23 protein-coding genes and 4 pseudogenes are annotated in these 25640 nt (G+C 59.8%); 26 read left to right on the plus strand and 1 reads right to left on the minus strand.

Features of this window, described 5'->3' with window-relative positions; genetic code table 11:
• The first annotated feature begins 7 nt into the window (after positions 1-7).
• From B7D75_RS29135 to B7D75_RS29235, 21 genes and pseudogenes are all read left to right on the plus strand, one after another.
• A complete protein-coding gene (locus B7D75_RS29135) occupies positions 8-220 on the plus strand; it encodes a hypothetical protein (protein WP_033949730.1) in 213 nt (70 codons plus the stop codon).
• A complete protein-coding gene (locus tag B7D75_RS29140; RefSeq protein WP_107114703.1) occupies positions 221-928 on the plus strand; it encodes a lytic transglycosylase domain-containing protein in 708 nt (235 codons plus the stop codon). It begins immediately after the preceding gene.
• Positions 909-1247 (plus strand): type IV secretion system protein VirB2, encoded by a 339-nt coding sequence (locus B7D75_RS29145; protein WP_087937204.1) that lies wholly within the window; start codon positions 909-911, stop codon positions 1245-1247. The genes B7D75_RS29140 and B7D75_RS29145 overlap by 20 nt, the downstream gene beginning before the upstream one ends.
• Before the next feature lie 10 nt (positions 1248-1257).
• Positions 1258-1656 (plus strand): VirB3 family type IV secretion system protein, encoded by a 399-nt coding sequence (locus tag B7D75_RS29150; protein ID WP_107114704.1) that lies wholly within the window; start codon positions 1258-1260, stop codon positions 1654-1656.
• Positions 1583-4045, plus strand: a complete 2463-nt coding sequence (locus tag B7D75_RS29155) for a VirB4 family type IV secretion system protein (RefSeq protein ID WP_407692174.1) — start codon at positions 1583-1585, stop codon at positions 4043-4045. The genes B7D75_RS29150 and B7D75_RS29155 overlap by 74 nt, the downstream gene beginning before the upstream one ends.
• A gap of 2 nt (positions 4046-4047) precedes the next feature.
• Positions 4048-4275 carry a hypothetical protein gene (locus B7D75_RS29160; protein WP_033951589.1) on the plus strand — a complete coding sequence of 76 codons (228 nt, stop codon included), beginning with the start codon at positions 4048-4050 and terminating at the stop codon, positions 4273-4275.
• Between the two features lie 23 nt (positions 4276-4298).
• A pseudogene (gene virB5, locus B7D75_RS29165) lies at positions 4299-4966 on the plus strand (P-type DNA transfer protein VirB5).
• A 9-nt stretch (positions 4967-4975) separates the two neighbouring features.
• Positions 4976-5320 carry a hypothetical protein gene (locus tag B7D75_RS29465; RefSeq protein ID WP_162600472.1) on the plus strand — a complete coding sequence of 115 codons (345 nt, stop codon included), beginning with the start codon at positions 4976-4978 and terminating at the stop codon, positions 5318-5320.
• A 2-nt stretch (positions 5321-5322) separates the two neighbouring features.
• Positions 5323-6288 carry a type IV secretion system protein gene (locus B7D75_RS29170; RefSeq protein WP_023131928.1) on the plus strand — a complete coding sequence of 322 codons (966 nt, stop codon included), beginning with the start codon at positions 5323-5325 and terminating at the stop codon, positions 6286-6288.
• A 519-nt stretch (positions 6289-6807) separates the two neighbouring features.
• Positions 6808-7434 carry a virB8 family protein gene (locus tag B7D75_RS29180; RefSeq protein ID WP_239481380.1) on the plus strand — a complete coding sequence of 209 codons (627 nt, stop codon included), beginning with the start codon at positions 6808-6810 and terminating at the stop codon, positions 7432-7434.
• On the plus strand, positions 7431-8240 hold the full coding sequence (locus tag B7D75_RS29185; RefSeq protein ID WP_107114705.1) for a TrbG/VirB9 family P-type conjugative transfer protein: 810 nt from the start codon (positions 7431-7433) through the stop codon (positions 8238-8240). Before B7D75_RS29180 ends, B7D75_RS29185 begins: the two co-directional genes overlap by 4 nt.
• A gap of 75 nt (positions 8241-8315) precedes the next feature.
• Positions 8316-9662 carry a TrbI/VirB10 family protein gene (locus tag B7D75_RS29190; RefSeq protein WP_107114706.1) on the plus strand — a complete coding sequence of 449 codons (1347 nt, stop codon included), beginning with the start codon at positions 8316-8318 and terminating at the stop codon, positions 9660-9662.
• 9 nt (positions 9663-9671) lie between these two features.
• A complete protein-coding gene (gene virB11, locus B7D75_RS29195) occupies positions 9672-10706 on the plus strand; it encodes a P-type DNA transfer ATPase VirB11 (RefSeq protein ID WP_033949712.1) in 1035 nt (344 codons plus the stop codon).
• Between the two features lie 2 nt (positions 10707-10708).
• On the plus strand, positions 10709-11053 hold the full coding sequence (locus B7D75_RS29200; RefSeq protein WP_033949710.1) for a hypothetical protein: 345 nt from the start codon (positions 10709-10711) through the stop codon (positions 11051-11053).
• A gap of 66 nt (positions 11054-11119) precedes the next feature.
• On the plus strand, positions 11120-11755 hold the full coding sequence (locus B7D75_RS29205; protein WP_107114707.1) for a DUF6012 family protein: 636 nt from the start codon (positions 11120-11122) through the stop codon (positions 11753-11755).
• A pseudogene (locus tag B7D75_RS29210) lies at positions 11748-13306 on the plus strand (type IV secretory system conjugative DNA transfer family protein). The gene B7D75_RS29205 and the pseudogene B7D75_RS29210 overlap by 8 nt, the downstream one beginning before the upstream one ends.
• A 66-nt stretch (positions 13307-13372) precedes the next feature.
• Positions 13373-15748 (plus strand): YadA-like family protein, encoded by a 2376-nt coding sequence (locus B7D75_RS29975; protein WP_162600473.1) that lies wholly within the window; start codon positions 13373-13375, stop codon positions 15746-15748.
• Between the two features lie 2 nt (positions 15749-15750).
• Complete coding sequence (locus B7D75_RS29220) at positions 15751-16083, plus strand: TrbM/KikA/MpfK family conjugal transfer protein (RefSeq protein ID WP_107114709.1); 333 nt, start codon at positions 15751-15753, stop codon at positions 16081-16083.
• Between the two features lie 111 nt (positions 16084-16194).
• A pseudogene (locus B7D75_RS29225) lies at positions 16195-18383 on the plus strand (DNA topoisomerase).
• Positions 18384-18882: 499 nt separating this feature from the next.
• Positions 18883-19245 (plus strand): annotated as a pseudogene (gene ssb / locus B7D75_RS29230) (single-stranded DNA-binding protein); the annotation flags it as partial.
• Positions 19246-19494: 249 nt separating this feature from the next.
• Positions 19495-20250: a nucleotide-binding protein gene (locus tag B7D75_RS29235; RefSeq protein ID WP_033951574.1), complete on the plus strand. Its 756-nt coding sequence runs from the start codon at positions 19495-19497 to the stop codon at positions 20248-20250.
• A 491-nt stretch (positions 20251-20741) separates the two neighbouring features.
• On the opposite strand, the gene B7D75_RS29470 is transcribed toward B7D75_RS29235, so the two are convergent.
• On the minus strand, positions 20742-21143 hold the full coding sequence (locus tag B7D75_RS29470; protein WP_162600474.1) for a hypothetical protein: 402 nt from the start codon (positions 21141-21143) through the stop codon (positions 20742-20744).
• Between the two features lie 308 nt (positions 21144-21451).
• Here B7D75_RS29470 and B7D75_RS29240 point away from each other — a divergent pair, with 308 nt between their 5' ends.
• The 5 genes from B7D75_RS29240 to B7D75_RS29265 all read left to right on the plus strand — a co-directional run bounded on the left by B7D75_RS29240 (position 21452) and on the right by B7D75_RS29265 (position 25583).
• The gene (locus B7D75_RS29240; RefSeq protein ID WP_033949811.1) at positions 21452-21808 is read left to right on the plus strand and encodes a plasmid mobilization protein; all 357 of its coding nucleotides are present in this window, start codon (positions 21452-21454) and stop codon (positions 21806-21808) included.
• Positions 21792-22772 (plus strand): hypothetical protein, encoded by a 981-nt coding sequence (locus B7D75_RS29475; protein WP_162600475.1) that lies wholly within the window; start codon positions 21792-21794, stop codon positions 22770-22772. The genes B7D75_RS29240 and B7D75_RS29475 overlap by 17 nt, the downstream gene beginning before the upstream one ends.
• Positions 22773-22787: 15 nt before the next feature.
• Positions 22788-23192 carry a hypothetical protein gene (locus B7D75_RS29250; protein ID WP_109301428.1) on the plus strand — a complete coding sequence of 135 codons (405 nt, stop codon included), beginning with the start codon at positions 22788-22790 and terminating at the stop codon, positions 23190-23192.
• Positions 23193-23553: 361 nt separating this feature from the next.
• Positions 23554-23901: a hypothetical protein gene (locus B7D75_RS29255; RefSeq protein ID WP_107114692.1), complete on the plus strand. Its 348-nt coding sequence runs from the start codon at positions 23554-23556 to the stop codon at positions 23899-23901.
• The gene (locus B7D75_RS29265; RefSeq protein ID WP_162600476.1) at positions 23889-25583 is read left to right on the plus strand and encodes an LPD7 domain-containing protein; all 1695 of its coding nucleotides are present in this window, start codon (positions 23889-23891) and stop codon (positions 25581-25583) included. Before B7D75_RS29255 ends, B7D75_RS29265 begins: the two co-directional genes overlap by 13 nt.
• Positions 25584-25640 lie beyond the last annotated feature (57 nt).

Below are 25640 nucleotides of genomic sequence, written 5' to 3' on the forward strand. Positions count from 1 at the left end.
AGAGTCTATGGCAATTCCAAAAGTGAGAACCGGAAAGAAGACGGTAAACGTCTATGTTGGCAATGAGCGATTTGAAACGCTTCTGCAACTCGCAATCGATGTAAGCCAGGAAAGTCGGGTGCAGATCACCCCCTCGCAATTTGTGCAATGGATGATCGATCGACTCTCGAAGCAGGCTGCGCAAGAAATGCTGCAAGAGCTGATTAAAAAGGAGATTTAAATGCTTACTACCAGTGCCTTCATGGCGCTGGCCCTGCAATGTGCTCCTGCTGTCCATCCCTCCACGCTGTATCCCGTCGTTAAAGCCGAATCCGCCCTCAATCCTTACGCCATCGGTGTGAAGGACGGTGCTTTGTCGCGTCAGCCGCAAAGCCTTGCGGAGGCCTTGGCGGCGGTGAAAAAGCTGGTGGAAGAGGGCAAGAGCTTCGCTGTGGGGCTGGGCCAGGTCCATCGGCAGCATTTCGATGCCAGCGATCCCCGGCAGGTGGCCGAAATGTTCGAGCCTTGCCACAACCTGAAACGCTCTGCTGAGGAACTGCGCCGCTGCTATGGCCAGGCACGACCGGTCAGCAGCTCAGACCAGGAAGCCATCCGCAAGGCCTACAGCTGCTACTACAGCGGCAACTTCACCACCGGCTTCCGGCCCGAGCCCGAATTTGGCGGAACGAGCCATGTTCAGCGGGTTCTGGCCAACGCGGATCTACCAGCGTACGTCCCGGCGCTTCAGGCACAGCCCTCAGCTGCGCCAACCCATCCGGCCGGGACGGCAAATGTTCCCGTCGCCCCCCAGCCGACTTACCAGAGCTGGGATGTGCTTCGGCAGTACCCCCGTTATGACCCGCCGGCGGCAAGTCAGCCGCAGGCACAACCACAACCCCTGGAAGACCAGGATCGAGAGGTAAAGAGCGATGCAAAAACTGAAGAGTAAGGCCCGCGAGATGTTGCAGCGGCTGGCGGTATTCCTGGCCGTCTACACGCCATACATGGCGATGGCCGACGAGTGGGATCAGAAGCTGGTGCAGCTGGGCAGAAATATCCGCCTGGGGATGTTCGCCGTGGGTGGCAGCATCGCCCTGATCTGCCTGCTGTGGGTCGGCATTGGCTGGATGTCATCCAGGGCCGCGGGCGACCACAGCACTACGTTCATGGACTACGTGAAGCAGGTTGGTGTGCTGGGCGTAGTGGGTGGGGTTCTGCTCCTCGGGGCGTGGGCCTGGGCGTTCTTTGGCGGCGGCACGATTGCGTGAGGGCTGGCCGATGAACGATGAGGAACTGCTGTTCCCAAGTTACAACGCCATGAGCCGCCCGGCGACGTTCCTGGGCGTGCCGATCCTGCCTTTCGTAGGAATTGCGGTCGCGTTGTTGGTGGTCGGCACAGTCGGTTTTCTGCTGTTTCCGTGGTGGGGGGCGTTGCTGTTGGCCTCGCCCCTGTTCCTGGCCCTGGTCGGCTTTTCCGTGGTGAGTTCATTCGACGCCCGCTACATGCGCCGAATCGTCTACGCCATGCGTCGTTTTTCCTTGAACCTGAGATACGGCCGCGGGGTGTGCCTGACGCCGATCAATCCCCTTTGGAGTGTGTTCTATGGCAAGCGTTTCGCACAACGTCGTCATGCCGGCGGAAGCTTTGGCGCCGCTGATGAAGTACCACGTGCATGAGCACATGGTGACCCTGACGGGAAACCGTCTGCTGAGCTTGATCCGGCTCAAGGGCGTTTCTCACGAAACCCGTGACAAGGCCGACCTGGACCAACTGTTCCACCGGCTCAACCGCTACTTCTTCACGCTCGGGAAGAAGGAAGGCAAAAACTTGATGCTCCAGACGTACGTCACCAAGAGCCAGTTAGAGCTGGACGGTGAGTACCAGCTCGATCTACCGGTGCTGCAGGAGTTCGTCGACGCCTACGTGCGTCCGTTCAAACAGGGTAGCTACCGGGAGGTGAGCTACCACCTGGCGGTGATCTTGAAGTACCGCGATCTGGACGACGGGATCCGGCGCATGCAGGACCTGTTGATCACCTCGATCAGTATGCTCAAGCGCTTCGAACCCGTTCTGCTGGGAGTGGAGGAGACGGAGACAGGGGCGTTCTACTCGCAGATCGGGCGCTTCTACAGCCTGCTGTTCAATGGCCGTGAGCAAGCGGTCCGGTTGTCCGATACGCGCCTGGGCGAGGCGATCATCGATAGCGTGACCAGCTTCGGCGCCTATGACTTCGTCGAGAACCGCCCGAACCACGGTGGCCGGCGGTTCGCTACTACCTACGACCTGCGCGACTACCCCAGCGAGGGCAGCCGGCCGGGGATGTGGGACGAGGCGATTGAGCAGCCGCTGGACTTCACCCTGGTACAGGCGTTCATGTTCGAGGAGCGCAACGAAATCAAGCGCAACTTCAAGAAACAGATAGCGGACCTGGCCTCGGTAGAGGGCGAGTCGAAGCAGACCGACGAGCTGGATGATGCGGCGAGCGAAATCGCGCAGGGCATCAAGAGCTTTGGGCGCTACCACGCTTCGCTGATCGTCTACGGCGATACGCCGGACGAAGCGATCACGAACGGCTCGAAGATGGAGTCGTTATTCAGCGCGAAGGACGCGACGTTCGTACGGTCGACCCTGAGCAACGTGTACACCTGGTACACCCAGTTCCCCGGGGTGACGCAGGCCATGTACCCGATGATGAAATCCACCGAGAACCTGGCCTGCGGGTTTTCCCTGCATGCCACTCCCAGCGGCAAGGCACGCGGCAACCCGATTGGCGACGGCTCCGCCTTGGTGCCGATGCGCACGCTCAGCGACGGGATGTTCCTGCTCAACGCCCACGACAGCCCGCCAGGCCAGAACAACCTGGGCGAGAAATTGCCCGGGCACCTCGCGGTGACCGGCATGACGGGCGCTGGCAAGACCACTCTGGAGGCGGTCTTGTTGACCTTCTTCAGCCGATGGAAGCCGATGCTGTTCGGCATCGACTACAACCACTCGCTGGAGAACCTGCTACGGGCCCTAGGCACGCAGTACTTCGCTATCGATCCGGGAACGTCGACCGGGTTGAACCCGTTCCAGCTCCAGGACACGCCGCAGTTGCGGCAATTCCTGCTCGATGTGGTGATCACCTGTGCCGGTGGGATGAAGAAGGAAGACGGTAGCGGCGGGCTGGTGGATGAGGTCGAGGAACGGGAGATCCAGGCATCGATCGATGCGGTGATGGCCCACTCGACGGTTGAACACCGAGGTATGTCCCTGTTGCTCCAGAACATCACCCCCAGGGGTGGAAACTGCCTGCACACGCGTCTGTCGCGTTGGTGTCGACTGCGCGCCGATGGCGGTCGGGAAGGGAGCTGCGCATGGGTGCTGGACTCGCCGCGGAACCTGTTCGATCCCACTGCCTACCAACGCCTTGCGTTCGACTGCACGCACATCCTGAAAAAGGAGTATGTCAGCAGGCACCCGGCTGAAATGGAGGTGCTCTTGAAGACCTTGTTCTTCATGAAGCGGCTGATGCACCAGACCCAGCCGGGCAGCCTCTTGCTGAACTTCGTCGCGGAGTACTGGGCGCCGCTTTCCTTCGAGAGCACGGCGGAGCTGATCAAGGAGGTGCTGAAGGCGGGCAGGCTGCGGGGAGAGATCCTGATGATGGATACCCAGTCGCCGGAAGATGCGTTAGCAACGCCGTATGCGCCGGCAGTCGTGCAGCAGGTGGTGACCTCGATCTGGTTGGCCAACGACAAGGCCACGGCCGAGAGCTACGCGAAGTTCGGTATCGAGGGACGGCTGTTCGAGGCGGTCGCCGAGCAGGACCCGTACGACCGCCAGGCAGTGGTTGTACAGGGGCCCCGGTCGGTGCGTCTGAAGATGGACCTTTCCACGCATACCGAGGTGAGGGACGAGCTGAAGTACTGGCTGCCGCTGCTGTCCACGACGACGGAGAACGCGGCCGTGGCCGCTCGGATCCGTGCCGAGCTGGGAACAGACGATCCCGCAGTGTGGGTGAAGCCGTTCCTGGACGAGATGCAGCGGCAGTCCCTGGTGACTGAAGGCGAGGGAGGAGGGTAGCGATGGCTAGCTACTTCGAGTACCCCGCTGAAGAGCAGGGCCGCCCGGTTCCGGTTCTGTTGAGCCTGCGTGAACTCAAGGCCTTGGAACTCGCTCTGGACGGTGACCCTATCGTCGAGTCCAGTCCCTGGAAAGAAGTGCTGACGGCGGCAACGCAACGGCTCATAGACGCGCTGATTGATCGGCGCATTGAGCTGGACCGGACGGTGAAGAGCCGTCTGGACTTCTGAAACATATCTGCAGGAAAAAGACGATGAAAAAGACCTTACTGGCGGCGGCGCTGGCCGCTGTGACGGTAACGGCTGCGCCGTTGATACAGGCCAGCGGTATCCCGACCTTGGATGCGGCCACGGTTTTGCAGCTGGGGATGAATGCCAAACAGCAGGCTGAAGAGGCGTTGAAGGCCCTCAACGAGGCTAAGCGCGGGATCGAGCAAGCCAGGCAGCAGTATGAACATTACAAGTCGCTCATCAACGGCAACGACAAGTTGGGCAGCTTTCTCAACGACCCGACGCTGAACCAGGTACTGCCCTGGGCGACTGGGCCGATGTGTACAGCAGCGCTCGCGATATGGCTAGTTTGCGGAACCGCTACGGTCTGGTATCAAGCGACGGCCGGGTGCAGGCCCAGTTCGACAAGCTACTGGCTGTAACCGATGCCCTGGAACGCAACTACAAGGCCAGCAACCAGCGGGTGGAGAACGCCGCCCGGTTGCGGGAGCAGTTGGACCAGGTGCAGACGCCACAGCAGAAACAGGACCTGGAACTGCGCTACCAGCAAGAGTTCCTGGAGCTACAGAACCAGCAGATGCGCCTGGCGAATATGAAAGTGCTCACGGAGCAGAAAGAACGCATCGAGAGCGACAAACGAGCACAAGAGGTCATGGACTACCTAAATGGTAAAGGGCCTTTTCCAAAGTGAGGGTTGACGATGAATATCAAATTGAAAGCACAAGCAGTGGTGGTTTCGGTATTGGCCACCGCACTGGTGGGCTGTTTTGAGCCAAACGGTAAGAACTTCGAAGGAGCATGGGTTAACTCCAAAAAAAACGATGTGGTGAAACCTACTCTTCTGGATATTACCTGTGAAAAGGGTTTTTGTGAGGTTTCAAAAACAATCTGGTTCTTCCCCACGGCAAGTTATGCGGATCCATCGATTTCGCATGCGAAGTTGGAGAATGATAATTTGCTTGTGTGGGATGGTTTTCAGGGTAGCGCCAAATTGGAAGGTGGAAAACTGATCTGGAATTCTGATGTTTATGTTCGGAGAGAATAGCTATGGATGAGTCTGGCGAACTTAAGATTGAGGTAGCAGACAGTCTATATACATTCATTGACTCTGCTTTACAGAGCATGATCCTGACCGGCATGGCAAAAGTCATGCTGGTCATGGGTGGGATCTTCGGAACTTTTTGGCTTGTTCACTTGATGCTTCGAGCGATTCGGTGGCTCTGGACAGGGCTAGATGTACCGTTCCAGGAAGTTTCCATGGAACTGATCAAGATCGCTTTTTTGATTTCGATTGCGTTCAGTGTCGGCTGGTATTGGAACTGGATTGTTCCAGTAGTTCAGGGGCTTCCTCTTTGGATGGCGCAAAACTTATCAGGAGGGGAGGGTAGGTTTACAAACCAAGTTGACCAACTGATTAGCGGCTTCTTCAGCTCAGTCATGAAACTGGTTGGGGCGTTTGAGTTCAGTCCTATTAGTGATTTCTCAAAAACCCTATTTGCCCTGTTGACCATTATATATATGCTGCTTGGTGGCATACCATTCTTGCTTGTGGCAGTTGGCACCTTGGTGACTTTAAAAGTCAGTACCACGGTGATCTTAGTAGTGGGTCCGCTGTTCATCGCCTTCGCCATACTTCCACAGACACGGCAATACTTCTATGGTTGGGTTGGTGTGCTGGGCGGTTTCATGCTTGCCCAAGTTCTGTTCTCGGTGGTTCTTGGCTTGGAAATGAGGTTCATCAACGAGCACGTTATCCGTAACGGCAATATGCCCAGCGACCTTAAGGGGGCTATTTCCATCTTGATTTACTTCGCGGCGTTTACAGCCATTGCACTGGAGATCCCGAACTACGCGGCCACCATCATGGCAGGGGCACCGACCTCAGCGGGTGGAGGGCTTGGTGGTCTAGTCAAACGTGGACTGGGTCTGCACCCGGCGATGCGGATGGCTAAAGGAGTAGCAGGGGCTGGGCGCAGACTTCTGTCGAGGGCCCGAGGAAACAGGATCAGCTGATAACCAAGGTGCTGGCGGTCAATCTGAATTCAATGCCAGCTCCAACCGCGTACTTCCTTCAAACCGGCGTTCTGCCGGGTGATTTCTGAGCCGGATCGGCTCACTCAGACACACAGAAAACAGGTGAATGACATGACCAAGCTCATTTGGGGCGGGCTGCTTTGTGCTGCCTGCCTGTCGGGGTGCAGCTCGCCCCCTGAACTTTCCCAGCCAACGGGATCGTGGGTGGACCTGAATCCACCGGCGGTGAAGGCAAAAGCACAGACAAGCAAGCCCGCGACTACCCCGCCGGCGGCACGGGTTTCGACACTGGAAGGCTCGGGAGGTCGAGATGTTAAAGGGTCGCAGTAAGCAACGTTTCAAGGCGCTGGCCGAGCGCGAACAACAGTTGGAGTCTCAGCCGTTGGTGGGGAAGCCTCACGCGAAGCGAGCCTGGCTCTGAAGGCGTACACAGACGCGGCACGCTGGTTCGAAAGCTCGGTGGCCAAGCAGGAGCGGAGCAAGGCGAGGACCTGGCGGGTGATCGCAATCGTGTTCGGCCTGCTCGCCTTCATGGCAGTGGGCGCGGTGCTGGGGTTGACGCCGCTGAAGACAGTGGAAGCTTTCCTGGTACGGGTCGACAACAACACCGGGTTCACCGACGTTGTGCCGGTGATGAAAGACCGCACTGGCGGCGGCGATGAGCAGGACACACAAGATGAGTTCTGGCTGGCTACCTATGTGCGTTTCCGCGAGAGCTACAGCTTCGCCGGCGCCGACGTGAACTACGGCATGGTCCGGCTGCTGTCGTACTCGGGAGCATTCGCCGAGTACCGGAACTTCCAGTTGTCGAGTAAGGGGTACACCCAGGTGCTGGGGGATAACCGGCAGCTGCGCGTGGACATCAACAATATCGTGTTCCTGGATGCCGATGGTTCGCTGCCCGGCAGCACGAAGAAGTTCCGAACCGCCCAGGTTCGCTTCACCAAGACCGTCCTCGATCGCAACGGTGTGCCGGTCCTCGGCATGGCTCCGGTGACATGGCTGGGCACGATCAGTTTCGACTACGGCAACGCGCCGAAGACCCGCAAACAGCGCTGGCTGAACCCCCTGGGCTTTGGCGTGGCGGCATATTCGGTGGCACAAGAAGTTGGAGGTTCGCAATGAAGCAGCTGAAGCCGCTGTGTGCGGCGATCCTCGGGGCGTGGGTCAGCTTTGCCGGGGTGCCGGCCGGCGCAGAGGTCATGGGTGGTGGGTCTCCTTTCGACGCGCGTATCCAGACCGCGCTGTACTCGCCGGAAAACGTCTACCGAGTGCAGTCGGTAGTGGGACGGTCCTCGCTCATCCAGCTCGGGCAGGGCGAGACCGTCAACGGTGACACTGGTCTGATCGTCAGTGGAGATCCTGGCGCCTGGACCATCGGTGTGAACCAGGCGGGCAATCTGGTGGCGATCAAGCCTATGTCTGACCAGGACCCGGACACCAACCTGATCATCAACACCAACCGCCGCGTGTACGTCTTGGAACTGCGCCTGGCCCAGCGCGTGGCGGACATGACGTACCTGCTGCGCTTTCGCTACCCGGAACCACCGAAGAAGCCCACCGCCCGCCGCAACCTCAACGCTGACCCTTGCGCGGGCACGTTCCAGAACCGTCGCTACCAGAAGCGCGGCGACATGGAGCTGTCGCCTTCGGAAGCCTGGGACAACGGCATGCTGACGTGCTTCCGCTTCAGCACGGCCATGCCACGGCCGGTGGTCTATCGCGTCCTGCCGGACGGAACCGAAACCCTGGCGAACTGGCACCAGGTACACAACATCGTCGTCGTCCACGGGATCAGCGACGAATACCGCTTCCGACTGAACCGGCAGGTACTGGCTGTGCGGACGCGGCACCAGGGTGGCGGCTTCTACAACTACGACGGCACCACTACGGGTGAGGTGCGGGAGGTAAAGAATGCAACTGCGCAATAAGGGAGTCATCGCGTTCACTGCGGCCATTGTGCTGTCCGGTCTCGAAGGAAGAAGCGGAAGGGAAGGAGGACGAGAATGACCTCGAACACTGAACCGCTCGACCCGAAAGACCACCAGGCCGACGACCAGCTGCAGGGGGCTGATGCAGCGGCAGAAGCGTCGACTCAGGCGCGCGGGGCGTTTGACCTGCGCAAGGGCAAGATCAAGCGTGAGGGACGGAGCGGTCTCTACGTGGGGATCGGAGTGCTCGTTCTTGTAGTGGTGGCGATCATCGTTGCCGGCTGGATGTGGGTTATCTCGGAAATGCGTTCGGACACCAGCGATATCGACGAGAGCCAGGTCAAGGCGGATGCGACGCTGGAAGTGCAAGAACAGGACGATGCCACGATGCAGCGGATCAAGGAGCAGAAGCTCCGCGAAATGGAAGAGGCGCAACGGAGGGCCGCCGCGGAGGCTGAAGCTGCAAGGACACCGGCGGCGGAGGCACCGGCAGAGCACGTTGAGCGCGGTATCGCCTCTGCTACTCCGGCTGGTTCGACGACCACGGCCAGCAATCAAGATGTACCGCCGAGCCCTCTGGAACGGAAGCTCGCGGGTGGGGTTGTGGTGCAAGCCCAGGTTGCCAGTGGCTCGGCCTACAACGCCTCCTCGACCGCCGGATCCAACTCAGGTGCAGGACGACCAGCAGAGGGCGCCGGCACGCCGCCGACAGCCTTGGATCTGATGGGACAAGGGCAAGCCGACTCAGGAAGCGGTGGCGTGGCTTTGGATACGGATACGAACAGTGGACGGGCACGCCTGGACCAACTGGGCGGTACTACCTTCGTGCCGAGCAAAGCTGTCCTGGCTCCGCCGGGCAAGTACCTGGTGCGGCACAACACGTACACCAGTTGCGTGCTGTACACAGAGATCGTCACGGACAACCCGAGCCTGATCGAATGTCGACTCACAGAGCCGTTGTATTCGGCGGATGGGTCCACGGTGATCGCTGAAGCCGGGGACCGGCTGACCGGAGAGCAGCGCACCGAGGTTAGGCCCGGCCAAACCCGGGTGTTCACTGCCTGGACCGAGCTGGAAACCGCCTCTGGAGTACGCGCACGACTGGACAGCTTGGGGGCTGGGCCGATGGGGGCCAGCGGCACCGAGGCCTACATCGACAAGCACCTGGCCGACCGCTTCATGGGCGCGGTGATGTTGTCGGTGTTCAAGGATGGCATGCAGATCCTGGTCAACCGCTCGCAGAAGAACAACTCCGATGGCTACACGGTGAACAACACCGAAAGCAGCGTCGAGAACATGGCGGATCGGGCGCTGGAGAACAGCATCAATATTCCGCCAACGGCCTACATCCTGCCGGGCACGGTCATGACCGTAGTGGTTGCCCGCGATATCGACTTTTCCACGGTCTTCGAGAACCGATAAGGAGGCTTCATGAGTGCTGAAGAGAAAACGGGGTATGGACTCGATGCTTCGACCCTAGCGCGCGATTTCCTGAACAAGGCCGGCATCAGTGAGCGACTGGACAGGCCTGGCGTCAGTGAAGTGGCGATCAACCGTCCCGGCGAGATCTGGACCGAGGGTGTAGACGGGTGGCAACGCGAAGATGCGCCGTGGCTGACGTTTGACCTCTGCCGGCAGGTCGCGAACGCCTTGGCGGCCTACAGCCACCGCCACCTTTCGGCGGAGACGCCTATCCACACCGTCGAGCTACCGAACGGCGAGCGCTGCCAGATCGTGATGCCTCCTGCATGCGAGAAGGGCACGATATCGCTCACGGTGCGCAAGCCATCACTCGACCGATTCAGCCTGCAGGACTACATCGACAGCGGCCGGTTCGACCAGGCGCAGTCGGTGGCGACTTCGACTGTCGAGCTTGCGGACTGGCAACGGGAGTTGAAGGAACTGCACGCGGCCGGGGCCTGGAGCGAGTTCTTTGCCCTGGCGATACAGCACCGGCTGAACATCATCATCTTCGGCGGCCCCGGGTCGGGAAAGACCACCCTCGGCAAAGCCCTGGTGGACCTGTTCCCCCGTGACCGGCGGTTGATCACCATCGAGGAGATCAACGAGATGAAGTTGCCGTTCCACGCCAACCACGTCCACCTGCTGTACGGGGCGACGGTGACGGCCAAGGAGCTGGTGGCGAGCTGTCTGCGGATGAAGCCCGACCACTTGTTCCTGGCCGAGCTGACGGGCGATGAAGCCTGGCACTTCATGGAGATCCTCAACACCGGCAACCCCGGCACGGTAACCACGGCGCACGCCAACGACAGCGTGTCGGGCTATGCCCGGGTCGGTGGCCTGGTGAAGCAGTCCGCGGTCGGCCAGGGCCTGGACATGGCCTACATCGAACGCCAGGTACGGATCAGCTTCGACGTCGTGGTCTACATGGAACGGACCCACATCCTTGAAGTGCATTACGAGCCGGAGGCCAAACTGGCCCTGCTCAACCAAGGGAGGGCCTGATCGTGTGGTGGAAGGTAGTGCTGCTGGTCCTGGTCCTGATGCTGCTGTTCTTCATCGGCGGGCTGTATGCCGGTGGTGCACTGTTCCTCTGGCTGACCGATGCGAACCCGGGAGATGTGGGGCTCACGACGTTATTCGTGGCTTCGAAGATGCCCCTGTCCGATCCTCGACTGCTCTATGTGCCGTGGTCCTGGTGCGTAACGGCAGCGCTGACGTTCCTGCCGGTAGGGGTCACGTTGCTGGCCTTCATGAGCCGCTTTTCAACGAAACAGTCGTTGCACGGCGACGCGCGGTTCGCCAACGAACGCGAGCTGCGCCTGTTCGAGTACCGCGGCGAGTACCAGTAGGCGCCTGCAGGCGCTTCACAACTTCGTCTTTTCCCGCTTGCCGGGATCCTCCTTCGGAGAAAAATCATGCTGATTCACATCGCTCCTAGGCTCTTAGTGCCTAGGTCCTTCCCTTTTGCCTGCGGTTTAGTGGACGTGCAGGTGAAAGAGTTCGGTCTACTGCTTGCCGGTGGGCACGACGTAGTGGCCCGCCAGCCATTTCCCAATAAGCGCTACTACGTGGCTTGCCGGAACAAAGGCCGTAAGGCAACGAACGGGTTGCTGATCGACGTGCCGGGCCAGGTGCCGTACTTCACTGTGATCACCCGCTGGAAGATCGCCGGCGAGATTGTTGTGCAGCATCGGGTGGAATACGTCGTGCTCGATGATGAGTTAGATGCGGTCACGGACTACCCCGTGTTGTGGAACGGGTTGTGCTTCGAGATGGGTGACTTCCCGAACCGTGTCACCGACGTGCTGTTGCAGCAAGCAAAGGAGCGAGATTGTCCTCTTGGGTTGTCTTACCCTCGGGCGACCTTCGATCCACCGTCGTTCGACGACAGGACTCGCAGGCCTGTGTCTCCGGTCGAAATGTGCGAGCAGTTCCGCATGCCGACTATCGAACCCGGTCGGCTGCTGCCTCGAGATAACGATATCCAGAGCCGCTTACCGTCGCGGGAGTTGGCTTTCGTCGTGAGGGCGGAGGAGGTCAACTATGGCTAGCGCGGCCGGGGTGCCGGAGTACAGTCCTTCCCGGCCGCAGCGGCGAATCACTCAGTATCCCCCGCTGTTGCTGGGCAAGCATCCGCGCAAAGACGCGTTCCTTGCGACCTACGGGCAGACGTTCGTCATGCTTGCCGCTCCCCCGGGAGCGGCAAGGGTGTGGGGATCGTCATTCCGAACTTGCTCAGCTACCCGGATTCGGTCGTGGTTAACGATCCGAAGTTCGAGAACTGGGATACGACTGCGGGCTTCCGCGCAGCGATGGGGCAGAAGGTGTTCCGATTCTCACCGGAACGTCTGGAGACCCACCGTTGGAACCCGCTGTCGGGCCTGCGCCGGGATCCGCTGTACCGGTTGGGGGACATTCGCAGCCTGGCCAGCGTGCTGTTCGTGTCGGACAACCCGAAAAACCAAGAGTGGTACAACAAGGCCGCGAACGTGTTCGGCGCCCTGGTGCTGTACCTGATGGAAACGCCAGATCTGCCGTGCACGCTGCCGCAGCTCTACGAGCTGGCTTCGTTGGGGACCGGCCTGGGGCAGTGGGCGCAGCAGGTCATCACCGATCGATCCGGCGGGGAAAACGCGCTTTCAGAGGAATGCCGGCGCGAGCTGTACAGCGTCTATGTCGCCTCGCAGAACAAGACCTCGGGTTGGTCGGTTACGAGTGACATCCTGCGCGACGTGCTGGCCATCTACGGTGAGAAGACGGTTGCATGGGCGCTGTCGGGTGATGACATTGATTTCTCCAGGCCCAGGCAGGAGAAGACGAGCGTCTACTTCTGCGTGACGAGTAACGCGCTGAAGAAATTCGCGCCGCTGATGAACCTGTTCTTCTCGCAGGCGATCAACGAGAACTCAAAGGTGTTACCCGAGCAGGGCGGGCACTGTGCCGATGGCTCGCTGCGCTTGAAGCACCAGTTGCTGTTCTTGATCGATGAAATCGCCGTGATGGGGCGGATGGAGGTCATGGAAACAGCGCCGGCGCTGATGCGTGGTGCAGGTCTGCGCTTCCTGATCATCTTCCAGAGCAAAGACCAGCTCCGGGCCGAACGTACATACGGCCGCGAGGGGGGCGACGGGATCATGAAGGCCTTCCACGCCGAGATCGTCTATACGCCGAACGATATCGAACTCGCTACCGAGTACAGCAAGCGGCTGGGCAACACCACTGTTCGAGTCGCGAATGATTCAGTGAACTACGGCGACAAGCGCACCAGAGGGCGCAGCTACAGCGAGCAAGCCCGCCCGCTCATGCTGCCGCAGGAAGTCAACGAGCTGCCGTATGACGAGGAACTGATCTTCATCGGGGCGACGAAGGAACACCCGTCGCTGAGCATTCGGGCCCGGAAAATTTTCTGGTACGAAGAGCCGGTGTTCCAGGAACGGGCCAACATGCCCCCGCCAGCGCTGCCGACAGCAGACTTGGAGAAACTCAAGAGCATCACCGTTCCGGTCCGGATCGAGGAGAAGACAGCCGCAGTGGTGGCACCGCATGACGCACAGATAAAAGCGGAACAACAGAAACGAACTTCCAAAAGCGCGCAGCAGTAAGCGCACACCATCGCAGTTCGCAAGGGCTGTATCAGCAACACACTTATTTGAAAGGAAAAACTAACTATGTGCAGGCGCGTTAATCGTGCGGCGGCACTCTATTGCCGTTCGAAAAAACACTTCATCACGGGCGTTGCCCTGATGGTTACCGCAACAGGCGTGGCTCACGCTGCGAATACGGTTGACTCCAGGTTCACGAACACGGTTATCACCGGCGACGGTAACAGCGTAACCGGCAACCGCGATACCCATTTCTCCGGGGCAACTTCGGCCAATGACCAAGTGATTGTTGGTAACCACAACACACTCAACAACACTATGTCCTCGGAGATCATCGGCAACTACAACACGGTGACCAACAGCGATATCGCAGTTAAGGGCGAGAGCAACAAAGTCTCTAACGCATATGGCCAGCTGGTCGGGGACTCGAACACGATCGATGCGGCGAACGGGACAACAACGGTTATTGGCTCCAGCAACAACGTCACTGGGCAGAGCAACACTGCCGTTGGCAACGGGAACACGATGACGGGCCGGGGATCCGTCGCGATTGGTGACGCTACCACTACGACCTCGAGCAACAGCATTACTCTCGGTACCGGATCACAGAACAACCGGGACAACACCGTTTCTGTCGGCGCCGCCGGCGCCGAACGACAGATCACCAACGTTGCCGGAGGATCCGCGCGGACCGATGCATCGAATCTCGGCCAGGTCCAGGACGGTGACGCCGCGACCCTGGCCGCAGCCAAGGGCTACACCGACACCCAGGTGAGCGCAGAGGCGCAGAAGCGGGCAGACGAGGATAACCGGGTTCTCGGCACGGCCACGAACCACACGAACCAGGCTGTGGCCAACGAAGCGCAAACACGCGGTCAAGAGGACGCTCGGGTCCTCGGCGAAGCGATCGATCATGCCAATCAGCAAGTGGCGGCCGAGGCTCAGGCCCGCCACGCCGGTGATGCTCAGACCCTTGCCGATGCGAACAAGCACACCGACGATGCGATCAAGACTGAGGCGAAGGCTCGCGCCGATGCCGACGCGGCCGAGGCGAAAGCCCGGGCAGACGGCGATGCGGCAACCCTCGCCGCGTCGAAGGACTACACCGGTCAGCGGGTGGACGCCGAGGCGAAGGCCCGCGCCGATGCTGATGCGGCCGAGGCGAAAGCCCGGGCAGACGGCGATGCGGCAACCCTCGCCGCGTCGAAGGACTACACCGGCCAGCGGGTGGACGCCGAGGCGAAAGCTCGTGCCGATGCCGATGCGGCCGAGGCGAAAGCCCGGGCAGACGGCGATGCGGCAACCCTCGCCGCGTCGAAGGACTACACCGGCCAGCGGGTGGACGCCGAGGCGAAAGCTCGTGCCGATGCCGATGCGGCCGAGGCGAAAGCCCGGGCAGACGGCGATGCGGCAACTCTCGCCGCGTCGAAGGACTACACCGGTCAGCGGGTGGACGCCGAGGCGAAGGCTCGCGCCGATGCTGATGCGGCCGAGGCGAAAGCCCGGGCAGACGGCGATGCGGCAACCCTCGCCGCGTCGAAGGACTACACCGGTCAGCGGGTGGACGCCGAGGCGAAGGCTCGCGCCGATGCTGATGCGGCCGAGGCGAAAGCCCGGGCAGACGGCGATGCGGCAACCCTCGCCGCGTCGAAGGACTACACCGGCCAGCGGGTGGACGCCGAGGCGAAAGCTCGTGCCGATGCCGATGCGGCCGAGGCCAAGGCCCGGGAGGACGGCGATGCGGCAACCCTGGCCAGCGCCAAGAGCCATACGGAGGATTACTCGGTTGCTCGAGGAGCGGAAGCAGGGGACGGCTCGGTCGCTGTAGGCAAAGGATCGAACGCGACCGCTGCAGGATCCGTTGCGCTTGGTGCGGGGTCGGTTGCCGATCGGGCTAACACCGTTTCTGTCGGCACCGCCGGCGGCGAACGGCAGATCACTAACGTTCGTGCCGGCACAGCCGCCACCGACGCCGTGAATCTCTCGCAGATGCAGGCCGCTGACTTGCAGACGCTCAACAGCGCAAACCACTACACAGACAGCCGGGAAGTGGCAATCCGGCAGGACATGTACGCCGGTGACGTGAACACGCTGAACAGTGCGAATCACTACACCGACCAGCGCATCGATGCACTCGACAACTCGTTCAACGATGCACTCGCCGGCGCCTACAACTATGTCCGCAAAGAGAACCAGCAGATGCGGCAGGAGTACCGCGCGATCGGCGCGCTGGCCATGGCCACCGCGGCGATAGGCATCGGGCCAAAAGATCTCGGCCGCTCGCAGTTCGGTTTCGGCATGGGGACGGTGCAGAGCGCGTCGGCGATGGCCATCGGCTTGAACCACTACGTGAACGACTCGACCGTGGTCACGTTCCGAGGCGCTATCGGGACCAGCAAAGCGGTGTCGGGCGCGTCGTTCGGCGTCGTGAAAGGATGGTGATCATGAAAAAGTTACTGGTAACGCTGGCCTTCGCGGGAGCAGTGGGACTCTCCTCGGGAGCCCAGGCGATGAGCGCCTGCGAAGTGGCGTTGTGCATGTACGGCAAGACGACCGGCAACAGTGGGGGCAGTGAGTGTCGGGCGGCGGAGAAGAAGTTCTTCAGCATCCAGGTCAGGAAGAAGGGCAAGTTCAAACCGAACCCGACGTTCGAGAAGCGCAAGCAGTACCTGAACGGTTGTTCCGAGGCTGACCCCGATGCAGCTGCTCGCGCACTCGGCGCTGACCCGGCCGCGAAGTCGAAGATCCTCAACAAGTACGGCCGCGTCCCCGGCTGATTCGTTCTACGTCATCTCCCCTGGACCGCTTCACCGGTAGCCCTCGCGGCGTACCGCAGGGCCGGCTGCGCGTTGTTCGGCCAGGGGCAGGATGGAGACTAAGGAGGTTATATGCGGTTGTTCATAGCGGAGAAACCCCAGCTGGGCCAGGTGATCGCCGAAGCGCTAGGCGGCGGTCAACGTCGAGGCGGCAGTATCCAGTGTGGTCAGGACGTGGTGACCTGGTGCGTTGGGCACCTACTCGAACTGGCCCCGCCGGAAGTGCACAACCCGGCGTACGCGAAGTGGAATGCGGAGGATTTGCCGCTGAAGCTGCGGCCGGTGAAATATCAGCCAATTCCTGGAACAGCTGACCAGTTGGATGTGGTCGGCCAGCTGATCGCCCAGGCCGATGAGATCGTGCATGCCGGTGATCCGGATGAAGAGGGGCAGTTGCTGGTGGACGAGGTGTTGGCCTATTTCGGGAACAGTCGTCCAGTGAAACGGGTGCTGATCAATGATTTGAACGCAGCATCAGCGCGCAAAGCCCTGGGCAGCCTGCGCGACAATGGTGAGTTCCGGGGGCTGTCGTTGCGAGGCCAGGCGCGGAGCATCGCAGACCAGCTTTACGGCTTCAACATGACGCGGGCGTACAGCCTGGCAGTGCAGGCGCGGGGGGCCGAGGAGTGTTGTCGGTTGGGCGGGTACAGACGCCGATCCTGGGCCTGATCGTGAGTCGATATCTCGCACACACGGCTCACAAGGGCTCTTTCTACTACAACGTATCGGCAGCGCTGGACTTTAAGGGTCGGATCCGGGGGCGCCTGCTGGTCGCGGATGACGCGCCGACTGACGAAAAGGGGCGGATCCTCGAAGAGAGTTATGCCAACAGCATCGCGAGCGCGTGTAGCGGCCAGCCGGGCCTAGTCGTGTCGGTCGTGCAGGAAGAGAAATCGCAGGTCGCACCGTTGCCATTTTCGCTGCTGGACCTGCAGGCGCAGATGAGCCGTGAACATGGGATCAATGCGGAAAAGACCTTGGCGATCACCCAAGTGCTGCGCGAGAAGCACAAGGCGATCACGTACAACCGCTCGGACTGCAACTACTTGTCCACCGAGCAGCATGCCGAGGCGCCGGGAACGCTGGCGGCGCTATCGCAAGCATTACCGGAGCTGCGGACGACCTTCGAGCAGCTTGACCCAGGACGTAAGGGACGGGCTTTCAACGATTCGAAGGTGTCGGCGCATACCGCGATCATCCCGACCGCGGTAGTGGTGGACATGAAGGCGCTGAGCGCCGACGAGCAAGCGGTCTACCTGGCGATCGTCAGGCAGTACCTGGTGCAGTTCATGAGCGAGAAGCGGTATTTGGCCGTGAAGGCGCTGTTTGATGTGCAGGGTCATGTGTTTGAGGCCAGCGCGACCAAGACTACAGCGCCGGGCTGGACCCAGTTGCTGCGCGAGGTAGCCGATGAGGCGAGCCAGGCCGGCGAAGAGGATGAGGGCGAGGTGGAGGCTACGCAGTTCGAGGAGCTGTCGGCTCTCGCTGGTGGGGAGCAAGGCCATTGCCTGGATGTATCGGTTTCCAGGGCGAAGACCAAGCCGTTACCGCTGTATACCGAGGCGACCTTGCTGAAAGACCTGAAGCAGGTGGCCAAATACGTGCAGGATCCTCGCATCAAGGCGCTGCTGCTGGACCGCGACGATGGCAAGGCTGGAGAGCGCGGCGGCATCGGCACCCCGGCCACCCGGGCGGCTATGCTGGGCAAGCTGCAGGAGCGCGGTTTCTACACGATCGAGAAGAAGAAGCTGGTTCCGACGGCCCTCGGAGTGGCCTTCATCCAGGCGCTACCGCGGATCGCAACGACCCCCGACATGACGGCGCTGTGGCATGAGCAGCAGGTGATGATCGAGCGTGGCGAGCTGTCCGTCGATGCCTTCCTGGACGAGCTGGAGGCCTTCATCGGTGAGCAGATCAGCACGATCGATCTCGGCGACATGCCCATTGCCGGACGTGCTGGGGTCGAGCCGTTGGCGGCGCGCTGCCCCATGTGCGGTGGCGAGCTGGCAAGGACGGCAAAGGTGGTGGGGTGCAAGGGGTGCGAGTTTCGCATGTACCCGAGCATCGCTGGGAAAGAGCTGACCACCGGTCACCTCGAAAGCCTACTCAGCAAGGGCAAGACCAGCTTGATCAAAGGCTTCAGGAACAAAGAGGGCAAGGCCTTCGACGCCGCCCTGCGCCTCGATGGCCAAGGAAAGGTTGTGTTCGATTTTCCGAAGACCAGCAAGGCCAGCAAGACCAACGGGAAGCGTTACGCGTAACGCTCTGCCCTCCCCCCTCAAGAAACATCAGCAACCGCGTCAGGTGCCGCGCCCCCGGCTCGGCGGGTCGGCTTCATCGACCCGCTGAACGGAGGCACGGGCGCAGCGAACACTTGACGCCCACTGGAAAGAAACAGCCTTCGACCGGGAGCAAGGGCAGCTTCATCGCCCATGCTCCCGAGTCCTCGACGGCGAGAGCGGGTAGTAGGGCAGAGCCCTACGACTTTGGGACTTCATCCATGAAACAGGACGGTATCAAGGGGTGCCCGGTATGCCACCAACGACCAACCGTCAGGACTCTGCCTGGCGGTGCAGGAGATCTCACGCACTCGATTGAATGCCGGGTGCAGGAGTGTCGCATGGCAATGGTGAGCGGCCATTCCCTCGAAGAAGTTGTGGCCGAGTGGAACAACGACGACAGCTGGGCGCGATTGGGGGCTGATGCAGGACAGACCCATGCGCGCCCTTTCTATCGATTTGAACGAGAGAGGTAATACAGATGGCACGTGGAGTTAACAAAGTGATCCTGGTTGGCAACGTCGGTGGTGACCCGGAGACCCGCTACATGCCCAACGGCAATGCGGTGACCAACATCACCCTGGCCACCAGCGAGAGCTGGAAGGACAAGCAGACCGGCCAGCAACAGGAGCGCACCGAATGGCACCGCGTGGTGTTCTTCGGCCGCCTGGCGGAGATCGCCGGCGAGTACCTGCGCAAGGGTTCCCAGGTCTACGTCGAAGGCAGCCTGCGCACCCGCAAGTGGCAGGGCCAGGACGGTCAGGACCGCTACACCACCGAGATCGTGGTCGACATCAACGGCAACATGCAGCTGCTTGGCGGTAGGCCTGGCGGGAGTGCAGGCGACAGCGCGGACGACAACGTTACGGGTAACGCTGCTGCGCCGGCGGAGGCTCCCGCTGGCGGCAAAGGAAAGGGGAAAGGCAAGGCGTCTGGAGGGACTTACGACAAGGGCAAAGGAAAGACTTCCCCTCCCCGCAGCCTGCTGATGACGACCCCGACGACGTTCCGTTCTAGGGAGCACCTTAGCGAAAACTGAATGACTTCAACTGTGCGGCGGCTAAGGTCGCCGTTATTTATAGTGGATTATCCAATGAAAAATACTTCTCATCTTGTTCTTCAAGGTAAAGGCGGCGTCGGCAAGTCTTTTAGCGCTAGCGCTTTGGCGCAGTACTTTATCGAGCGCGGATATACCGTGGCATGTGCTGATACTGATCCGGTGAACAGTTCGTTTTACCAATTCGCGGCGCTTAATGTCAGCTTGCTAAAAATCATGGAAGGCGGTGTGATTTCTCAAAAACTCTTTGATCCGCTGTTTGAAGAGCTTTTGTCCACGGAAGATGTTTGCATCGTTGATAACGGTGCATCTACTTTCATTCCGATGCTCAAGTTCATCAGTGACAACTGTATGTTGTCGGCGCTTCAGGGCGCAGGTAAGCAGCTATATATCCACACTGTTATTACGGCTGGCCAAGCGAAGGATGATACTTTCAATGGCCTGGAACGTCTCATTGAAATGATACGCGCCGAGCAAAGTAACACTAAAGTGGTGGTCTGGCAGAATGAGTTTTGGGGGGTTCCCGTTTTTGATGGGAAGCCACTTGATAAGACAGAGCTGATCTTGGGTAATTCAGATATAATCCAAGGAATATGCCCTGTCATTGACAGGAACAGCGACGCCTTCACGGCAGACATTCGTAATGTTCTAGAGGCACATTTGACGTTACAGGAGGTTAAGCAGTCCGAGGACTTCGGAGTTATTGCGAAGAGCCGAATTTGCCGAGTGTATAACGATATTTTCACCGAGTTGGACAAAGTATTCGGCAGGGAGGTGATCGATGATGAGTGAGAACGCCAGACGGATGTGCTGGACGAGGTTCGCAAGCGGGCCCTAGCTGAACTGAATATAAAGGTGTCCCGAGAGGACCCAGTATTCAGCGTAGTGTTTGCTACTGAAGCAGTGCTTGAACGGATGACAGAGCCGCTGGTGCTCGCGGTGAAGCAGATACCTGGTGAAATGGGATCAGCATTGAGAAAATCGCGAGTGCTGTCGAAGATGCCGAGCAGACTGTTGAGCGATTGGTTGAGAGGGGAAAACCGCCCTTGCTGAAGTGCGAGATACCGAGGCCAAGAAACTGGTGAAAGTGGTTCGGGAAAGCCTGGAGGGAGCAAAGGCGTCAGCCACACCAGGTTCTCTATCGTGATGGCCCTGTGTTTCTTCTTTGCTTCAACCACATTGGGGATTGGTGGGTACTCATACTTCGCGGTGAAAGATGCGATGAAGGACGCCAACTACTGGTACACCCAATATAAGGCATCCAGGAAGTGAAGATAGCGCCTCTAGGAGGCGCTATTCCTTTTTACCGTAGAGCTTTTCTTTGTCGGGTACCGAGTCCCATTCAAAAGTGTTTCTTCGGATTGGTGCATTAGGGTCAACCTTTCCCTGGCCGAACCGGAACCCTGTACTCGCGGGGAAGCCTTGCGAGAGGCTTCTTTCGGCAAAACGTCGGTAGCTGAGCTTCTCCGGCGCTTACGAAGGCGGTGTAGGGCGTTCTCGAAGCTGCCGAAACTCATGGTGAAACCATCATCGAGCAAGGCCTTATAAACGGCCTTCCTGCTGACACCAGCTTTCAAGGCCCGCTCAACATCGTTGAAAACCTCGCTCAGGCGGGCCGTTTGAGATCGGTGCTCGGTGGAGGAAGAGAGATCGCGCAAGGTTTCCTGCAGGCTCGATCGGATCATGGTGTGATGCTCCCTTGCTATGGAACTGCTATGGACACGCCCTCTTCACGCTGCTGAAAGGCGTGAATTCGCTATGGAATCGAATGATATCGCTACGTAGGTGCTATGCAAATGCTTCATTTAAGCTCTGTTAGTGATATGGGAGCGCAACGCTTTCAAATAAAGAGAGGCACGTGACCGATTGTTTACAGGGGCAAGCCCCTTCCAACAATCGACGTGCCAAAGGGACACCCCTTTGAAACCCGCGCAGCGTAACGCTGCGAAGCAAGCGGCCAGTCGGTCGAGTCAGTCATCGTCGGAGTCATCACATGTCGGACAAGAAGGCGGCCCGTAGCCAGGTCGTGGCTTTTCGCGTGCCGGACGAAAAGTTCGCCCCCTATGAACAGAAGCTCAAGGAACTGGGCATCAGCAAGTCCGATTTCTTTAGGAAGCTGCTCTTAGAGAGGCTGGATCAAGTCACTATCGTTGCTCCATCCAAGGACAATGCTAAGTTACTCTTTCTGTATAACAAGGCGAGCAACAACCTTAACCAATTAGCACATCGGGTTCACCTGGCCTACAAGTCTGAAATTGTCTCCGAAAGATTATACCTCAAACTCATGAATTCCCTTGCGGCAATTCATGCCCTACTTTTATCGGGGGTGGACGATGCTGATTCGGGTTAGCGGTTATAACAACGGAGTCAAGGAGTATTTAGAGGAAGGGAATAAGGCTGGGCGCGATTATTCGCGCGAAGAACTGGATGAGCGCGTAATTCTTAGTGGAGACCTGGATTTAACCCAGCGGATATACCAGTCCATTGAAGATGAAGGGCAAGAGCGCTATGTGACTTTCACCCTGTCTTTTGCGGAGGACGACATTCCGCGGGAAACACTACAGGCGATAACTGAAGAGTTTGAATCGTTCTTAATGGTTGCGTACAGAAAGGAGGAATACAACTTTTACGCCGAGGCTCATCTGCCTAGGCTAAAGGAAATAAAGAACAAGGCGACGGGCGAAATGGAAGTTCGGAAGCCTCATATTCATGTCGTCATTCCACGGCGTAATTTACTTTCTGACAGGGAAATGAACCCAAGAGGAATGTACGATTCACATGTTGCTTATTTCGAGGCATTTCAAGAGTACATAAACCAGAAGTATCAACTTACCTCACCGCGGGATCGCATACGCATTGATCCAACGGATGCTTCGAGTATCTTGTCTAGGTACAAAGGCGATGACTTTCGCGGCAAGAACAGAGATTTCAAAGAAAAACTGGTTTCACTGATCGTTGAGCGGGATGTGCGCACTCGCGAGCAGTTCCATAACCTGGTGGCTGAGTTCGGGGAAACTCGCGTGCGCAATGAAGGAAAGGAGAATGAGTACCTTGCTGTAAAGCTACCCGGTGACGCTAAGTTCACCAATCTGAAGGACACTATTTTTCACGACAGCTTCATCGTCCATCGTGAACTGAAGAAGCCGCCGTTGGAGAGACATGTAATTAACGAGCGCCTGCGAGCCTGGCCGGAGCGAGCCAAAGAAATCAAGTACGTAAGCAAGGCCACCCTTCATTTAGAAAACTCTACAACCAAGCTTCACCTGCGCAACGTCACGACCTACTGGCGCAGCGTGAATCACAGTTCTATTTAAAACATGGAGAACAGTATGGCTTACATACTTCCGAGCGAGCGGGAAGTCATCAGCGAAGTCCTGTTGAAGCTGGAAGAGAAGGCACTTCCAGATCTGCCGCTGGCCTGCAAGACCTGTCCGGCCGCGATGTGGCAGATCACAGGGAGGGATACGGCGAAGGTGACCGCTCGCTGCTACTGCCGCGCGATGCATACGTTCACCTGGGACAGCAAGAACCAGGAGGAGATCCTGGACTGCGACATGCTGTACGCCACGGAAGAGCAGGAGGAAGGACTGGAGGAAGAGGAGGATCGCAGCGACGATCTGCCCCCGTTCCTTCGCGGACTGAGGAACAGCCCCAGGGCGAGATCGAACGCCTGCAGGACGAGGACTGACGTTCCCCTTTCCTCCTCCCGTTTCCACCGGCGGGCCAGAGCGTGACACGTCGATGCTCGCGTTGCAGCAGCGCTCGGCCGAACTCTCGACTGGCGTGGGGGCAGGCTCCACGGTTACGGCGAGTTCTGCTCGCCGGCGACCAGCTGGTGGACGGCCTAGCCGACCCGGCCGACCCAGCCGAGACAGAAAGAACTTCGAGTGGAAGCCCGGTCCTGGCCTGGCTTTGAGGTTCCCCTCCCCTCCCCCCTACGTCAATCCGCTGCGCAGCGCCTCAATCAAGGCGCTGGAGCAGCGCGCGAGCCGCTTGTTCGGAAGTGCGGGCGTGGAGGCGGCCCCGCTACCTATGGCAGTCCGGCGAGCTGGAGGCAAACGAACCTGGAGGGCTGAAGGAAAGGCGGCTTCGACTGTGGCGGGGTATTTCCTACGCCGCCACGAAGAGAACCAGATCGGACCTGCGCAGCGCCGGGCGCTGTGGCGGGTCGACCAGCAGTTTCATGAAACCCGCCGCGCCCTTTTTGCCGACGAACGTTTCAGCCGCCAGGAGAAACAGCAGCTCCTGGCGGTGTTGGCGTTCGAGCGTATGAAGGCGCGTCAGCGGATCGAGGAGTCGACGTTGGCTCAACCACCAGAAGAGGACCGCAGTATGGGTAGTAAAGAGATTCGCGCGTTGCTGAGCGCGAACGACGACGCGCCGGAGAACTCCATCAGCGGGGGCGTAGTTCAGCCCCGGCAAGGGAGCGCATGCAGCGCCTGATGGAGCGGATGAAGCAAGATGTGAGCACCGAGAAACAGCGGGAGCGAGCGAGGGAGCTTAGCGCTGCCGACCTCTACACCAAGCGGGCGAGGTTCAGCCAGAACGTGCATTACCTCGACAAGCAGTCCGACAAGACGTTGTTCGTCGACACCGGCAAGGCGATCACGTTGAGGCGCGAAGCGATGAGCGAATCCGCGGTGAAAGTCGCCCTGGAGCTGGCCAAGGAACGCTTCGGCAGCACCTTGACGATCAAGGGTAGCGAAGAGTTCAAGCGCCTGGTCGTCGAGACGGTTGCGAAGAACGGGTTGGACGTGCACTTCACCGACAAGGGTATGAACCAGCTGCTGTCTGAACGCCGCGCCGAGATCGAGGCCGAACGGGAGGGGGCGACTATCACCGCTGCGGACCTGGACCAGCCGGAGCCTGTTGGGCCAGAGCAGACTTCAGCCTCGGCCGAAGCTGAAGTGGACGACCCCAGCCTGATCAAGGGTGTACTGCTGGACCATGGGGACGCCCCCTACAAGCACGATCCGAAGCAGAACATGAGCTACTACGTGCGGCTGATGACGGCGACCGGCGAGAAGATGTATTGGGGCGTCGGCTTGAAGGACGCGATGGAGGCACAAGACTTCAGGCTGGGACAGGCGATTCGCCTGAAGGACATGGGCACTGTCCCGGTGTTGGTGCGTACCCGGGACGAGCGCACGGGGCTGGAGCTGGAGCGCGAGGTGCAGCGGCGCGGTTGGGCGGCGGAGCCGGTGGTGCGTTCGGCACCAGAGGTGGCCGCAGAGGCGGGCCAGGTCGAGCGGGAGCCCGGGCAGGTGGTCACGCCGGAAGCCGCACATGCCGTGGATGCTGAGGAAGGCTCTGCGATCCTGGCGCGCGAGGCGCGCTGGGAGCGAAACAGTGGGCTATCGATGTCCGAGGTGGGCACGGCTCCGGCGATGCTGGGCATGCGCGCAGAGGAGCATGCGGTGCAGGTGCTCTTTGGCGAGGATGGAAGCGAGGCCGGCCGCGAGCGGGTGGCATCCTTGATGGAGCATGAGGCTTACCGGGCAACCTTCCAACAGGTGGTACGTGACCGTACCGAGCGCCTGAACCCGGTGTTGCGCGAAGAGCTGCTGGTCTCGCCTGGCTACGCACTGGCCCGGTCGCTCATAGAGCAGGCGGAGCAGCGCTATGGTGCAGTCCCGGACGCTGTGCAGGAAGCACAGAAGGCTCAGCTGGAGGACCAAGAGCGGCAGCGCCAGGAAACCGACTGGATCGATGTGGATGCTGCGATCGCAGCGATCGAAGCCCAGGACCGAGCGTTCGAAGCACAGATGGCCAGCGAAGCGCCCTCCCCTACGCCTGTTACCCGTGACGAAGAGCGGCAATCAGCGCTCACGCCGAAGGAACGCGCAGCAGAGCAGCAGGCGAGCCCGGAGGTTCTACCGGACCTGCAGGCGAAGCACGACAAGAACATCGCCAGGCGCGCGAACGAGCGCGAGTTCAAGCAGTGGTCCAAGGAGCAGTTGGCCGCTGACCCAGAACGTTTCGAGCAGTTGTCTTCGAAGGAGAAACGGGCGGAGTTCAGAGAGTGGAAGGCAGGAGAGGCCGAGCGCGATCAGGATCTGTCCGCAAGTGCTCCTGCCGAGGTGGAGGTGCTGGAGATCGAGGAGACTGGTCCCGAGCCTGACTGACGCAAGCTTGCTCCAGAGGTGTTGACACAAGGTTGGTAATTCATAATTATGAATTAC

Source organism: Pseudomonas paraeruginosa, assembly GCF_003025345.2.
GTDB classification, from domain to species: Bacteria; Pseudomonadota; Gammaproteobacteria; order Pseudomonadales; family Pseudomonadaceae; genus Pseudomonas; species Pseudomonas paraeruginosa.

What these genes read in the sequence shown, in the direction of transcription:
- B7D75_RS29135 (WP_033949730.1), top strand. Translation starts at nt 8, where the DNA reads ATGGCAATTCCAAAAGTGAGAACCGGAAAGAAGACGGTAAACGTCTAT.
- B7D75_RS29140 (WP_107114703.1), top strand. Translation starts at nt 221, where the DNA reads ATGCTTACTACCAGTGCCTTCATGGCGCTGGCCCTGCAATGTGCTCCT.
- B7D75_RS29145 (WP_087937204.1), top strand. Translation starts at nt 909, where the DNA reads ATGCAAAAACTGAAGAGTAAGGCCCGCGAGATGTTGCAGCGGCTGGCG.
- B7D75_RS29150 (WP_107114704.1), top strand. Translation starts at nt 1,258, where the DNA reads ATGAACGATGAGGAACTGCTGTTCCCAAGTTACAACGCCATGAGCCGC.
- B7D75_RS29155 (WP_407692174.1), top strand. Translation starts at nt 1,583, where the DNA reads ATGGCAAGCGTTTCGCACAACGTCGTCATGCCGGCGGAAGCTTTGGCG.
- B7D75_RS29160 (WP_033951589.1), top strand. Translation starts at nt 4,048, where the DNA reads ATGGCTAGCTACTTCGAGTACCCCGCTGAAGAGCAGGGCCGCCCGGTT.
- B7D75_RS29465 (WP_162600472.1), top strand. Translation starts at nt 4,976, where the DNA reads ATGAATATCAAATTGAAAGCACAAGCAGTGGTGGTTTCGGTATTGGCC.
- B7D75_RS29170 (WP_023131928.1), top strand. Translation starts at nt 5,323, where the DNA reads ATGGATGAGTCTGGCGAACTTAAGATTGAGGTAGCAGACAGTCTATAT.
- B7D75_RS29185 (WP_107114705.1), top strand. Translation starts at nt 7,431, where the DNA reads ATGAAGCAGCTGAAGCCGCTGTGTGCGGCGATCCTCGGGGCGTGGGTC.
- B7D75_RS29190 (WP_107114706.1), top strand. Translation starts at nt 8,316, where the DNA reads ATGACCTCGAACACTGAACCGCTCGACCCGAAAGACCACCAGGCCGAC.
- virB11 (WP_033949712.1), top strand. Translation starts at nt 9,672, where the DNA reads ATGAGTGCTGAAGAGAAAACGGGGTATGGACTCGATGCTTCGACCCTA.
- B7D75_RS29205 (WP_107114707.1), top strand. Translation starts at nt 11,120, where the DNA reads ATGCTGATTCACATCGCTCCTAGGCTCTTAGTGCCTAGGTCCTTCCCT.
- B7D75_RS29975 (WP_162600473.1), top strand. Translation starts at nt 13,373, where the DNA reads ATGTGCAGGCGCGTTAATCGTGCGGCGGCACTCTATTGCCGTTCGAAA.
- B7D75_RS29220 (WP_107114709.1), top strand. Translation starts at nt 15,751, where the DNA reads ATGAAAAAGTTACTGGTAACGCTGGCCTTCGCGGGAGCAGTGGGACTC.
- B7D75_RS29235 (WP_033951574.1), top strand. Translation starts at nt 19,495, where the DNA reads ATGAAAAATACTTCTCATCTTGTTCTTCAAGGTAAAGGCGGCGTCGGC.
- B7D75_RS29470 (WP_162600474.1), bottom strand. Translation starts at nt 21,143, where the DNA reads ATGATCCGATCGAGCCTGCAGGAAACCTTGCGCGATCTCTCTTCCTCC.
- B7D75_RS29240 (WP_033949811.1), top strand. Translation starts at nt 21,452, where the DNA reads ATGTCGGACAAGAAGGCGGCCCGTAGCCAGGTCGTGGCTTTTCGCGTG.
- B7D75_RS29475 (WP_162600475.1), top strand. Translation starts at nt 21,792, where the DNA reads ATGCTGATTCGGGTTAGCGGTTATAACAACGGAGTCAAGGAGTATTTA.
- B7D75_RS29250 (WP_109301428.1), top strand. Translation starts at nt 22,788, where the DNA reads ATGGCTTACATACTTCCGAGCGAGCGGGAAGTCATCAGCGAAGTCCTG.
- B7D75_RS29265 (WP_162600476.1), top strand. Translation starts at nt 23,889, where the DNA reads ATGCAGCGCCTGATGGAGCGGATGAAGCAAGATGTGAGCACCGAGAAA.